The organism is Zafaria sp. Z1313, assembly GCF_050563205.1.
Taxonomy (GTDB): Bacteria; Actinomycetota; Actinomycetes; order Actinomycetales; family Micrococcaceae; genus JAZDCJ01.
On sequence record NZ_JBNWUK010000010.1, the window covers coordinates 92335 to 105034 of the forward strand.

At 68.0% G+C, this 12700-nt stretch carries 8 protein-coding genes, 1 tRNA gene and 2 rRNA genes; 4 read left to right on the forward strand and 7 right to left on the reverse strand.

Annotated features, from left to right (window positions below; all coding sequences use genetic code 11):
- Positions 1–10 precede the first annotated feature (10 nt).
- A complete protein-coding gene (locus ACQ3I4_RS11055) occupies positions 11–1315 on the reverse strand; it encodes a sugar ABC transporter substrate-binding protein (protein WP_329863467.1) in 1305 nt (434 codons plus the stop codon).
- A gap of 266 nt (positions 1316–1581) precedes the next feature.
- Here ACQ3I4_RS11055 and ACQ3I4_RS11060 point away from each other — a divergent pair, with 266 nt between their 5' ends.
- A complete protein-coding gene (locus ACQ3I4_RS11060) occupies positions 1582–3492 on the forward strand; it encodes a glycoside hydrolase family 13 protein (RefSeq protein ID WP_329863465.1) in 1911 nt (636 codons plus the stop codon).
- Positions 3493–3500: 8 nt separating this feature from the next.
- The gene (locus tag ACQ3I4_RS11065) at positions 3501–4514 is read left to right on the forward strand and encodes a LacI family DNA-binding transcriptional regulator (RefSeq protein ID WP_329863463.1); all 1014 of its coding nucleotides are present in this window, start codon (positions 3501–3503) and stop codon (positions 4512–4514) included.
- Between the two features lie 13 nt (positions 4515–4527).
- On the opposite strand, the gene ACQ3I4_RS11070 is transcribed toward ACQ3I4_RS11065, so the two are convergent.
- Positions 4528–5139, reverse strand: coding sequence for a TetR/AcrR family transcriptional regulator (locus ACQ3I4_RS11070; RefSeq protein ID WP_329863460.1), 612 nt, complete (start codon positions 5137–5139; stop codon positions 4528–4530).
- A 97-nt stretch (positions 5140–5236) separates the two neighbouring features.
- On the opposite strand from ACQ3I4_RS11070, the gene ACQ3I4_RS11075 reads away from it, so the two are divergent.
- On the forward strand, positions 5237–5635 hold the full coding sequence (locus ACQ3I4_RS11075; protein ID WP_430633547.1) for a DUF1304 domain-containing protein: 399 nt from the start codon (positions 5237–5239) through the stop codon (positions 5633–5635).
- Between the two features lie 133 nt (positions 5636–5768).
- Complete coding sequence (locus ACQ3I4_RS11080) at positions 5769–6791, forward strand: NADP-dependent oxidoreductase (RefSeq protein ID WP_329863457.1); 1023 nt, start codon at positions 5769–5771, stop codon at positions 6789–6791.
- An 85-nt stretch (positions 6792–6876) separates the two neighbouring features.
- Here ACQ3I4_RS11080 and ACQ3I4_RS11085 read toward each other — a convergent pair.
- From ACQ3I4_RS11085 to ACQ3I4_RS11105, 5 genes are all read right to left on the reverse strand, one after another.
- Positions 6877–6953 (reverse strand) — tRNA-Pro (locus ACQ3I4_RS11085).
- A gap of 159 nt (positions 6954–7112) precedes the next feature.
- The gene (locus ACQ3I4_RS11090; RefSeq protein ID WP_329863456.1) at positions 7113–8468 is read right to left on the reverse strand and encodes an FAD-binding oxidoreductase; all 1356 of its coding nucleotides are present in this window, start codon (positions 8466–8468) and stop codon (positions 7113–7115) included.
- The gene (locus tag ACQ3I4_RS11095) at positions 8465–8965 is read right to left on the reverse strand and encodes an SRPBCC domain-containing protein (RefSeq protein WP_329863453.1); all 501 of its coding nucleotides are present in this window, start codon (positions 8963–8965) and stop codon (positions 8465–8467) included. Before ACQ3I4_RS11095 ends, ACQ3I4_RS11090 begins: the two co-directional genes overlap by 4 nt.
- A 94-nt stretch (positions 8966–9059) precedes the next feature.
- A 5S ribosomal RNA gene (gene rrf, locus ACQ3I4_RS11100) occupies positions 9060–9176 on the reverse strand.
- A 158-nt stretch (positions 9177–9334) separates the two neighbouring features.
- Positions 9335–12468, reverse strand: a 23S ribosomal RNA gene (locus ACQ3I4_RS11105).
- Positions 12469–12700 lie beyond the last annotated feature (232 nt).

Consider the following 12700-nt stretch of genomic DNA (forward strand, 5'->3'; position numbering starts at 1 on the left):
GCGCGTGGTGCTAGATCTTGGCCTCGATGTTGGCGGCCATCTTCTCCCAGGCCGCGGCCGGATCCGATTCCTGGCCCTTGATGAGGCTCAGCTGCGCGCCGCCCCAGTCCGCCCAGACGGCGCCCATCTCGGGGACGGCCGGCATCGGGACGCCGTTGGCGCCGATCTCGCCGAACGCCTTGACGACCTCGTCGGAGGCCGCCTTGTCGAAGGACGCGGTCAGTGCCGGCGGGCGTCCGCCCTGCTCGAACAGCGCGTCCTGGGCCTCCTCGAGGCTCAGGTAGTTCACGACGAACTCCGTCGCGGCGAGGGTGTTCTCGCTCTTGGCGGAGATGAAGAAGCCGTTGACGCCGATGAACGGCTGGGCGTCCTCGCCGCCGGCCGACGGCAGCGGGTCGACGGCGAACTTGATGCCCTTCTCGGCGATCGGCGGCACGTTCCACGGGCCCGTCAGGTAGTAGGGGGACTCGCCGGCGAGGAACTTCTCCTTGGCGATGTCGCCCGTGATGGCGGAGCGGAAGACCTTCTCGCCGCCGTCGCCCATGTCGGCGAGGAACTGGGCGAACTTCTTGCCGCCCTCGTTGTTCATGGCCAGCTTGGAGGCGTCGTAGGAGCCGTCCGCGGCCTGCTCGAAGACGGGGGCCCCGAAGGACGTCTGCAGCGGGTACATGTGGTAAGGATCCGCCTGCTTGGGATCCAGGCCCACGAGGAAGGGGAACTCGGCCTTGCCGTCGGCGACGGCCTTCTGGCCCGCGGCGACGACGTCGGCGAAGTCCGCATGGGCCTCGGCGACGAGGTCGGTGTTGCGGATCAGGGCGACGTTCTCGATGGCGTAGGGCAGGCCGTAGACCTGGCCGTTGTAGGTCATGGCCTGGATCGAGGACTCGGCGAACAGGCCGGCCTTGTCTCCGAGCTGGACGGGGGCGACGACGCCGTTCTGGACGAGCGTGCCCAGCCAGTCGTGCGGGCCGATGAGGATGTCCGGGCCCTTGCCCGTGGGGGCCTGTGTGATGAAGTCGTCGCGCACGGCGGCGAAGTCCTTGACCACGAGGCGCACCTCGATGCCCTTCTCGGTCTTGAACTTCTCGGTGATCTCCTTCAGCGCCGGCGAGCGCTCGGCGTCGGTCCACAGCGTGAGCGTGGTGGTCGACGCGGCCGGGGCGGAGGAGGATCCCGCGGCGGCGGAGGTCGTGGGGGCCGTGGTCCCCGTGCCGGAGCCGCACGCGGCGAGCATCATGGCCGCGGTGGTGCCGAAGGCACCGAGGGTGAAGGCACGGCGGGTCACAGCGCCGTTGCCGGTGGAACGCACCTGCATGGGTGAGGCCTTTCTCGGGTCGGGCCCGTCCGGCGGCGACCTGCGGATCGCAGGCGGACCGGTCCCGGAAGGGCCCTGTGTGATGTATGCCACTAGTGTAAGCGTTTGCACCCAGTGTGTCCAGACCATCCTGAACACCCCACGTCAGGTCAGTTTGGCACCCTGAAATCGCTTGATGCCGCAGGGCTCCAGGCGATTCATGTGACTGGCGACGCCACGATGTAACCGCTTTCAGTTCGGCGAGGACCGCGGCTAGGATGAGGAACATGTCTTCCTCCTGCGGCCTGGCCGCCCCTGCCGGCTCCGCCACCCCCGGTCCGCTCCTGCACGTGCCCTCGGGCACGTCCGAGTGGTGGCGCCGGGCCGTCATCTACCAGGTGTATCCGCGCTCCTTCCGCGACACCACGGGCAACGGGATCGGAGACCTCCCGGGGATCACCCGCGAACTGCACCACCTCGCCGGTCTCGGCGTCGACGCCGTCTGGCTCTCCCCGTTCTTCCGCTCCCCGCAGCGCGACGCCGGATACGACGTCTCCGACTACTGCGACGTCGACCCGCTCTTCGGCACGCTCGCCGACTTCGACGCGCTCATCGCCCGGGCCGACGCGCTCGGCGTGCGGATCATCGTGGACCTGGTCCCCAACCACTGCTCGGACCAGCACGCCCTTTTCCAGGCGGCGCTCGCCGCAGCGCCCGGCGCGCCGGAGCGGGAGCTGTTCGTCTTCCGCGACGGATCGGGCCCGGACGGGTCCGCGCCGCCGAACAACTGGCAGTCCCACTTCGGCGGCAGCGCCTGGACCCGGACGGCCGGCGCGGACGGCGCGCCCGGCCAGTGGTACCTGCACCTCTTCGACTCTAGCCAGCCGGACTTCAACTGGGACAACCCGGCGGTCCACGCGGAGTTCGAGCGGATCCTGCGGTTCTGGCTGGACCGCGGCGCCGGCGGCTTCCGCGTGGACGTGGCCCACGCGCTCGTGAAGGAACCCGGACTGCCGGACTGGGGCGGCAGCCCGGACGGCTACCCCGTGGAGGGCTACCCGTTCGCGGACGCCCCGATGTTCGGCCGCGAGGGCGTGCACGCGGTGTTCCGCCGCTGGCGCGAGGTCCTCGAGGAATACCCCGGGGAGCGGATCCTCTGCGCGGAGGCCAACGTGCACCCCGTGGAGGCCATGGCGGACTGGGTGCGCCCGGACGAGATGCACCAGGCGTTCAACTTCCCCTACCTCGGCACCGGCTGGGACGCCGCCGCGCTCAAGGCCGTGACGGAGCGCTCCCTGCGCGCGTTCGACGCCGTGGGGGCGCCGACCACGTGGGTCCTGTCCAACCACGACGTCGCCCGCCACACCACGCGCTTCGGGACCGTCGGCGTCGAGACCCGGGTCGGCGACGGGCTCGGCCCGGACGATCCCCAGCCGGATGAGGACCTGGGCCTGCGCCGGGCCCGCGCCGCGACCCTCTTTACGCTGGGCCTGCCCGGCGGGGTGTACCTGTACCAGGGCGAGGAGCTCGGGCTGCCGGACCACACCCTGCTGCCGCACGAGTTCCGTCAGGACCCGACCTTCCACCGCACGGGCGGGCAGCGGACGGGCCGCGACGGCTGCCGCGTGCCCCTGCCGTGGACCACCGCCGGCGGGGCCTTCGGCTTCTCCGACGCCGGCGCGTCCTGGCTGCCCCAGCCCGGCTCGTGGGCCCGGTACGCCCGCGACGCGCAGGACGGGGCGCCCGGCTCGACCCTCGAGTTCTACCGCGCCGCCCTGGCCTTGCGCCGCGCGGAGGACCTGGGGCTCGGCTCGCTCGCCTGGCTCGATGGGCCCGGTTCCGCGGCCGCCGCGGACTCCGGCGCCCCGGCGTCCGGGACCACGGCGGCCGACAGCACGGCGCCCAGTACCCCGGCGTCCGGCCTCGTCGCGTACGCGAACGGGGGCATCGGCGTCGTCCTCAACGCGGGCGCGGAAGCCGCCGCGCTGCCGGCGGGCGCGGACGTGCTCCTCGAGAGCTTCCCGGGCTCCGTCGAGGTCCGCGGCCAGGCGGCGTTCCTCGCCCCCGACGCGGCCGTGTGGCTGCGGCTGCCCGGAGGCACGGCCCACTCCCGAAGCGTGGGCTCGCCCGACGGGCCCCAGGGCGCCGGCCCGGTGACACGGACTACGCCGGACGCCGGCCCGGGCGCGGAAGGCTAGGGAACGCCGTGGCCAGCATCAAGGACGTCGCCCTGGCCGCCGGGGTCTCCGTGGCCACGGTGTCGCGCGCCCTGAGCGGGCACGGAAAGGTCTCGGAGGCGAGCCGGGAGAAGGTCCGGAGGGCGGCCGAGGAGCTCGGCTACGTCGTCTCCTACAACGCCTCCTCGCTCGCCTCGGGGCGCAGCCGGAACATCGGCCTCGTGGTGCCGAGCGTGGCCCGCTGGTACTTCTCGACGGTGCTCGAGGGCGCCGCGAGCGCGCTGATCGACGCCGGCTACGACCTGACGCTCTACAACACGAGCGGGCAGGACCGTCACCGGCAGTCCGTCTTCTCCGAGCTCCTGCTGCGCAAGCGGCTCGACGCCGTGATCACGCTGACCCTGAAGCTGAGCCCGCAGGAGGTCCAGCAGCTCGACTCGGTGGGCAAGCCCGTCGTGGCGATCGGCGGCCTGATCCCGGGCATCGCCACGATCCGCGTCGACGACTTCAACATCGCCGCGCTCGCCGCGGAGCACCTGATCAGCCTGGGCCACCGGGACATCGCGTTCCTCGGCGGGACCGAGGAGTTCGAGGTCGACTTCAAGCTCGGTTCCGCCCGCGAGGACGGCTACGAGTACGCCATGGACCAGGCGGAGCTGCCGGTGCGGCGCGAATGGATCGTGAACGCCGACTTCACGACGCAGGGCGCCTACCAGAAGGTCCGCAACATCCTCGCGAACCCGCGGCACCGGCCCACCGCGTTCGTGTGCGCCTCGGATGAGATGGCCTTCGGCGCCATCCTCGCGGCCCGCGACCTGGGCCTGGACGTGCCCGGGGACCTGTCCGTGGTGGGCATCGACGGCCACGAGCTGGGCGAGCTGTTCGGGCTGACGACCATCGCCCAGAACGCCGCCCGGCAGGGGGCCTCGGCGGTGGCCAAGGCCCTCGCGCTGCTGGGCGGGACGGAGCTGGAGCGGGATCCCACCGTGGGGTTCTTCCCGACCGAGTTCGTGGCGCGTTCCTCCACCTCCCCGCCGGCCTGAGCACGGGCTGCTTCTAGGCCGCGGACCCGTGCGGCTCGCCCCCGCCGTCCTGCGCCAGCAGATCGAGCGCCAGCCCGATCGCGGCCTGCGCCGCCTCCGGATCGATGCGCGCCATCAGGAGGGCGTTCGCGTTGAGCGCGGCGAGGAGGCCGGCCGTCCTCGTCAATTCCTCCTCCGGGCGGTCCGGCCACCGGGCCGCGACGCCGGAGCGGAGCGCCGCGGCGAGTTCGCGGCGGTAGCCGGCGACGACGCCCCGGACCTCCGCGTCCCGCCCGATCGGCGCCGTGGCCGCGTTGACCAGGAGGCAGCCGCTCCCGTGCGCGATCGAGTCCGGATCGTCCAGCGCCCGGCCCAGCCGGCGGAAGTACACGGCCACGGCCCCGGGGTCAGCGTCAGGATCGACCAGGGGGCGCAGAAGCGGGCGGATCACGTCGTCGAGGTAGCTCTGGACGGCGGCATCGAAGAGGCCGCGCTTGCTGCCGAACGCATGGTAGAGGCTGGAGCGGTTCAGCCCCGTCGCCGCCTCCAGCTCGGGCAGCGAGGCCGCCTCGAAGCCGCGGTCCCAGAAGACCGCGCGCGACCGGCGCACCACTTCTGTGGTGTCGAATGACTGCGTGCGACCCATCTCCCACTCCCCGCTCTTTTCCGAACTGTCCGATCCAGTATATATTGGACTGGTCAGTTCAAAACATGTCCGGCCCCGCCGGCACCTCACACAGGACGTGGTCCCCTTGATCGTTGCAGCACTCGCCGCCGCCGGCCTCGCCGCGCTGATCCACGTGTACATCTTCGTGCTCGAGTCCCTCCGCTGGACGGCCCCGTCGACGCGCCGGGTCTTCGGCGTGCGCAGCGAGGAGGAGGCGCGGATCCTGCAGCCCATGGCGTTCAACCAGGGCTTCTACAACCTCTTCCTCGCGCTCGTGGCCGGTACCGGCATCGCAGCCATCGCGCTCGGCGCGACGGCGGTCGGAGCCGCGCTCGTCTTCGCGGGCACGGGGTCCATGGCCGCCGCGGGCCTTGTCCTGCTGGTCTCGTCGCCGGACAAGGCGTCGGCCGCGCTCAAGCAGCTCGTGCCGCCGCTCGCCGCCGTCGTCCTCCTGGCCCTGGGCCTGGCCCTCTGACGCCACTGCGCCCGCCCGCCAGCGCTCCGCGCCAACCGGCCCGAAGGTCCTCCAGGGCCAGGCGTCCCAACCCACTGCTCGCAGTATCGACTAGTCGCCTCTTCAGCCTGTTTTCCGATCGGAAGGAATCCGCATGTCCACCGCCCTCAGCACCCAGATCCAGCTCGCCGCCCGCCCCTCGGGCTGGCCCACGCCCGGGGACTTCACGACGGTCCGGGTCGAGTACGGCCCGCCCCAGGAGGGGCAGGTCCGCGTCGAGAACGAGTTCATCTCGGTCGATCCCTACATGCGCGGCCGGATGAACGACGTCAAGAGCTACACGCCTCCCTACCGCCTCGGCGAGACGATGACCGGCGGGGCCGTCGGGCGCGTCGTGGAGTCCCGCTCGGACGCGCACCCCGTGGGCGCGCTCGTGCTGCACCAGTACGGCTGGCGCGACATCGCCCAGGAGGACGCCACGGGCTTCCGGGTGCTGCCGGAGCCGCCGGGCGTCCCGGCGTCGCTCTATCTGGGGGCGCTCGGCATGACGGGACTGACGGCCTACGTGGGGCTCACGGCCATCGCAGGGCTCAAGGAGGGCGACACGGTGTTCGTCTCCGGCGCCGCCGGCGCCGTGGGCAGCATGGCCGGACAGCTCGCCCGGCTGCTGGGCGCGGGCCGCGTGGTGGGCTCGGCCGGTTCGGAGGAGAAGGTGCGGCTCCTGACCGGGAGGTACGGGTACGACGCGGCGTTCAACTACAAGGACGGGGATCTGCGCACGCGCTTGGCCGAGGTCGCGCCCGGCGGAGTGGACGTGTACTTCGACAACGTCGGCGGCGAGCACCTCGAGGCCGCGCTGGCCCGGATGAACGACGGCGGGCGCGCCGCCTTGTGCGGGGCGATCTCCGCCTACAACACCACGGAGCCGGCGCCGGGACCGCGGAACATGGCGAACCTCATCACGCGCGGCCTGACCCTGAAGGGGTTCACGCTCGGCGGATACCTCCAGCACGCCCCCGAGTTCAACCGCCGGGCCGCCGGCTGGCTCGCCGAGGGCCGGATCGCCTACGACGAGACCGTGGTCGACGGCATCGAGAACGCCGTCGACGCCTTCCTGCAGATGATGCGGGGCGCCAACACGGGCAAGATGGTGGTCCGCACCTCCGCGAACCGCTGACGCAGGAGCCCGCACGGGGCGCTGCCCGGGACGGGCGGGACACGGCAGAGGCCGGTTCGAATCTCTTCGAACCGGCCTCTGGTGATGGTCGGGGTGACAGGATTTGAACCTGCGACCTCGTCGTCCCGAACGACGCGCGCTACCAAGCTGCGCCACACCCCGTTGGGTTATCAACCTCAACGAGTTTAGCGGTTCGACGGCCAGAACACTAATCGGAAAGACCACGGCCCGCGGCACCCCGGCGGCGGGTGACGCGGGCCACGGGGCCCGGGCCCCGGCGTCGTCCTCCGGGACTTGGCCGGAGCCCGACAGGGGCTCCTCCTAGATCGCCTTGCCCGGATTGAGGATGCCCAGCGGGTCGAAGAGCTCCTTGACCCGGCGCTGCAGCTCCATGACCTCCGGCTGCTGCTCCCACCCCAGCCAGCGGCGCTTGTACTGCCCCACACCGTGTTCGCCCGTGATGGTCCCGCCGGCCGCGAGCGCCGCGCGGATCGACGCGTCCAGGGCGTCGTCCAAGCGGCCGATCCCGGCCTCGCCCTCCACGGGATCGACCCAGAACGTGGGGTGCAGGTTCCCGTCGCCGGCGTGCGCGACGACGCGCAGGAGGACCTGGTGGCGCTCGGCGATCCGGCGCAGCTCCTTGATGTAGCCGACGAGCTGCGAGCGCGGGACGGCGACGTCTTCCCCGACCCGGTAGGCGTCGTCCTGCTCGTCGCCGCGGCTGTTGCGGCGCATCTCGATGAGCCGGGCGGCGAACCCGTCCCCCGGCGCGCTGAGCTCCGCGCCCAGCTCCGCCAGCGCTCCACGGATCAGCTCCTCCTCGATGAGCGCGCCGTGGCCGTCGGTGCGCACCAGGAGCAGCGCTCCCCCGCGGCTCGCGAGGTCCGTCCCGTGGACCGTGTCGATCACGGCCATGGTCCCGGCGTCAAGCATCTCCGTGATGGCCGGTTGGACGCGGTGCCGCGCGATCGCCAGGACCCCGGCCGCGGCCGCGTCGACGTCGGGGAACAGGGCGGCGATGCTGCGCTGCTGCTCGGAGAGGTAGCGCAGGCGGACCGTCACCGAAACGACGATCCCCAGCGTCCCCTCGGAACCCACGAAGAGCCCGGTGAGGTCGTAGCCGGCCACTCCCTTGAAGGTGTTGCGGCCCGTCCGGATCAGCGTGCCGTTCGCGAGGACCACTTCGAGGCCCAGCACGGACTCCCGCGTCACGCCGTACTTGGCGCAGCGCAACCCGCCGGCGTTCGTGGCGACGTTGCCGCCGATCGTGGACTGGCGGTAGCTCGCGGGGTCCGGGGCGTACATGAGGCCGTGCCCGGCGACGGCGTCGTTCAATGCGCCGTTCACGACGCCGGGCTGCACGACGGCGACCTCGTCCTCCGGGCGGATGTCCAGGATGCGGTCCATCCGTTCCAGGGACAGGACGATGCAGTTCTCGGTCGCGTGCACTCCCCCGGAGACACCCGTGCCGGCGCCGCGCGCGATCACGGAGACGCCGAGTTCGGCGGCGATCCGGACGGTCGACTGGACGTCGCCGACGGTCTCGGCGAAGACGACGGCCAGCGGCGTCGCCGGCGCGGACACGTGTCCGTAGTCGTGGCTATAGACGGCCAGGATCGCCGGATCGGTGGCAACGCGGTCCGCGTCAAGGGCCGCCTCGAGGCGTTCGACGATCATTCGACCGCGCCCCCGCCCATAAAGCGTGCGTAGTAGCCAAGGATCTCGGGCCAGCCGTCGTACTTGCGGTACTGCTCCCATCCGGCGGCTCCCCCGGCCCAGCCGGCATGGTCCAGGACCATGCGGGTCGAGCCGTCGCCCTCCGCCTGGAAGGCGAGGACGAGCGCGCTCGGCGGGTGCTGCTCGAGCGCCATCTGGAAGCTCAGGCTCAGCCGCGTGGGAACCGTGAAGTCCTCGACCGTGGCCCAGACGTACCGCCGGCCGTCCTCGCCCTCCTCCGCGACGACTCCGTCCTCGAACGCCGGGTGGGTGCCGCTGCCAAAGGCGGAATACCTGGCCACGGGCCACCAGAGGTGCAGGTACTCCGTGAAGCCCTCGAACGCCTGCTCAGGAGCCACCGGCAGGAGCACCTCGTGGTGGCGCGCCGGTGGGGTGCCGGCGTCGTCTCCGGCCGGTTCGTCGTCGCCGCGGGGTGCGTGGGAGAACAATGAATCCATGCCCTTCACCCTACCGGCGCGGCGGCACGGCGTAGTCGTGGGTTAAATGGGTCAGGGCCCCAACCGTGTGGTTGGGGCCCTGGCCTGAATGTGTGTCCGGCGGTGTCCTACTCTCCCACACCCTCCCGAGTGCAGTACCATCGGCGCTGTGGGTCTTAGCTTCCGGGTTCGGTATGGGACCGGGCGTTTCCCCCACGCTATGACCGCCGTAACCCTTGCTCCGCGACCCCCGTGGTGGGGGTGGGAAATCTTGTGGGTCACGTGGTTGTTTCCGTGACAGTGGTTCTATTTGATTGTAGCGAAACTGGTTGTTGTTTCGGTACCGCATAGTGGACGCAGCATGCTTGCCACACACGTGGTGTGGTGTTTGTGGTGTAAGTTGTCGGCCTATTAGTACGGGTCGGCTTCACGAGTCTTTGGTCCTCGCTTCCACGTCCCGCCTATCAACCCAGTGGTCTGGCTGGGGGCCTCTCGCCATCTAGTGGCATGGAAATCTCATCTTGAAGCGGGCTTCCCGCTTAGATGCTTTCAGCGGTTATCCCATCCGAACGTAGCCAATCAGCGGTGCACTTGGCAGTACAACTGACACACCAGAGGTTCGTCCGTCCCGGTCCTCTCGTACTAAGGACAGCCCTTCTCAAATTTCCTGCGCGCGCAGCGGATAGGGACCGAACTGTCTCACGACGTTCTAAACCCAGCTCGCGTACCGCTTTAATGGGCGAACAGCCCAACCCTTGGGACCTACTCCAGCCCCAGGATGCGACGAGCCGACATCGAGGTGCCAAACCATGCCGTCGATATGGACTCTTGGGCAAGATCAGCCTGTTATCCCCGAGGTACCTTTTATCCGTTGAGCGACGGCCCTTCCACGAGGTGCCGCCGGATCACTAGTCCCGACTTTCGTCCCTGCTCGAGCTGTCGCTCTCACAGTCAAGCTCCCTTGTGCACTTACACTCGACACCTGATTGCCAACCAGGCTGAGGGAACCTTTGGGCGCCTCCGTTACTTTTTGGGAGGCAACCGCCCCAGTTAAACTACCCATCAGGCACTGTCCCTGACCCAGATCATGGGCCGAAGTTAGGAATCCGGTACGGCCAGAGTGGTATTTCAACGACGACTCCACGGCCACTGGCGTGTCCGCTTCACAGTCTCCCACCTATCCTACACAAGCCGCACCGAACACCAATACCAAACTATAGTAAAGGTCTCGGGGTCTTTCCGTCCTGCTGCGCGTAACGAGCATCTTTACTCGTAGTGCAATTTCGCCGAGTTCATGGTTGAGACAGCGGGGAAGTCGTTACTCCATTCGTGCAGGTCGGAACTTACCCGACAAGGAATTTCGCTACCTTAGGATGGTTATAGTTACCACCGCCGTTTACTGGGGCTTGAATTCCCGGCTTCGCCTTGCGGCTGACCGGTCCTCTTAACCTTCCAGCACCGGGCAGGAGTCAGTCCGTATACATCGTCTTGCGACTTCGCACGGACCTGTGTTTTTAGTAAACAGTCGCTTCCCCCTGGTCTCTGCGGCCCCGATCCCCTCACACACGCGTGGCGTGCTCAGGGTTGGGGCCCCCCTTCTCCCGAAGTTACGGGGGCATTTTGCCGAGTTCCTTAACCATGATTCTCTCGATCGCCTTGGTATTCTCTACCTGATCACCTGTGTCGGTTTGGGGTACGGGCGGTTGGAACCTCGCGCCGATGCTTTTCTTGGCAGCATAGGATCACCGGATCACCCACCAACGTGGGCGCCTATCGGGTCTGAGCCATGTAACGGGGAACGGATTTGCCTATTCCCCGGCCTACGCCCTTGGACCAGGTCGATTCCATTGCCTGGCCCGGCTACCTTCCTGCGTCACACCTGTTAATACGCTGACCTCGCCGGCTCGGTTCCCGCGCCGCCCACCCGGTGGGAGCCCCGAAGGGATCCCGGTGGATGGTTGGGGCGGTTAGCATCGCCGGTCCGGTAGGGACGGTTCTTCACCGGTACGGGAATATCAACCCGTTGTCCATCGACTACGCCTGTCGGCCTCGCCTTAGGTCCCGACTTACCCAGGGCAGATTAGCTTGACCCTGGAACCCTTGATCATTCGGCGGACGGGTTTCCCACCCGTCTTTCGCTACTCATGCCTGCATTCTCACTCGTGCCGGCTCCACCACTGGTTTCCACCGCGGCTTCACTGCCGGCACGACGCTCCCCTACCCACCCGGACGGCTGGACCACGAAGGCCTGCCTGGTATCCGGATGACGCGACTTCGGCGGTGTGCTTGAGCCCCGCTACATTGTCGGCGCGGAATCACTTGACCAGTGAGCTATTACGCACTCTTTCAAGGGTGGCTGCTTCTAAGCCAACCTCCTGGTTGTCTGGGCAACTCCACATCCTTTCCCACTTAGCACACGCTTGGGGGCCTTAGTCGGCGTTCTGGGCTGTTTCCCTCTCGACCATGAAGCTTATCCCCCACGGTCTCACTGCTGCGCTCTGACTTACCGGCATTCGGAGTTTGGCTGACGTCAGTAACCTGGTCGGGCCCATCGGCCATCCAGTAGCTCTACCTCCGGCAAGAAACACGCAACGCTGCACCTAAATGCATTTCGGGGAGAACCAGCTATCACGGAGTTTGATTGGCCTTTCACCCCTACCCACAGCTCATCCCCTCCATTTTCAACTGAAGTGGGTTCGGTCCTCCACGCGCTCTTACACGCGCTTCAACCTGGCCATGGGTAGATCACTCCGCTTCGGGTCTAGACCGTGCCACTGAATCGCCCTATTCAGACTCGCTTTCGCTACGGCTCCCCCACACGGGTTAACCTCGCGACACAGCACTAACTCGCAGGCTCATTCTTCAAAAGGCACGCCGTCACCCCAACAAGGAGGCTCCGACGGATTGTAGGCACACGGTTTCAGGTACTGTTTCACTCCCCTCCCGGGGTACTTTTCACCTTTCCCTCACGGTACTTGTCCGCTATCGGTCATTGGGTAGTATTCAGGCTTACCAGGTGGTCCTGGCGGATTCGCACGGGATTTCTCGGGCCCCGTACTACTTGGGATGCCACCACAGGACGGCGGAACGCATTACGGCTACGGGACTCACACCCCCTCTGGTCCGGCCTTCAAACCGGTTCGCCTATACGCCCGCACCTCGCCCCACCAGCCCGGCAGAACTGGTATGGATGGTCCCACGACCCCGGCCATGCAACGCCCGCCGGCTATCACACATGGACCGGTTTAGCCCCATCCGCTTTCGCTCGCCACTACTCACGGAATCACTGTTGTTTTCTCTTCCTGCGGGTACTGAGATGTTTCACTTCCCCGCGTTCCCCCCGGACAGCCTATGTGTTCAGCTGCCGGTCACACAGACACTCGCGCGCTGTGCGGGGTTTCCCCATTCGGAAATCCTGGCCTCAACGTCCGGTTATCGACTCCACCAGGCTTATCGCAGATTCCCACGTCCTTCTTCGGCTCCCAATGCCAAGGCATCCACCGTGCGCCCTTGAAAACTTGACCACAAACAGGCCAAGCAAGAGCACTTACTTACGAACAATCGAGAAAACCACGCCCACCCACACCGGGGCGGACAGGGTCTTCCATCATCAAAGAAATTGCTATTGCACTCCACCACCCACAGGGACAAACCCCGAAGGCGATGGCATACAAGATGCTCGCGTCCACTATGCAGTTCCCAAACAACAACCCCCATCACACCCACCACCAACCCCCCACCCCCGCAACACCAGCA

Bases quoted from the DNA above. Each gene is read 5' to 3' on its own strand.
- ACQ3I4_RS11055 (WP_329863467.1), bottom strand. From the start codon at position 1,315: ATGCAGGTGCGTTCCACCGGCAACGGCGCTGTGACCCGCCGTGCCTTC.
- ACQ3I4_RS11060 (WP_329863465.1), top strand. From the start codon at position 1,582: ATGTCTTCCTCCTGCGGCCTGGCCGCCCCTGCCGGCTCCGCCACCCCC.
- ACQ3I4_RS11070 (WP_329863460.1), bottom strand. From the start codon at position 5,139: ATGGGTCGCACGCAGTCATTCGACACCACAGAAGTGGTGCGCCGGTCG.
- ACQ3I4_RS11080 (WP_329863457.1), top strand. From the start codon at position 5,769: ATGTCCACCGCCCTCAGCACCCAGATCCAGCTCGCCGCCCGCCCCTCG.
- ACQ3I4_RS11090 (WP_329863456.1), bottom strand. From the start codon at position 8,468: ATGATCGTCGAACGCCTCGAGGCGGCCCTTGACGCGGACCGCGTTGCC.
- ACQ3I4_RS11095 (WP_329863453.1), bottom strand. From the start codon at position 8,965: ATGGATTCATTGTTCTCCCACGCACCCCGCGGCGACGACGAACCGGCC.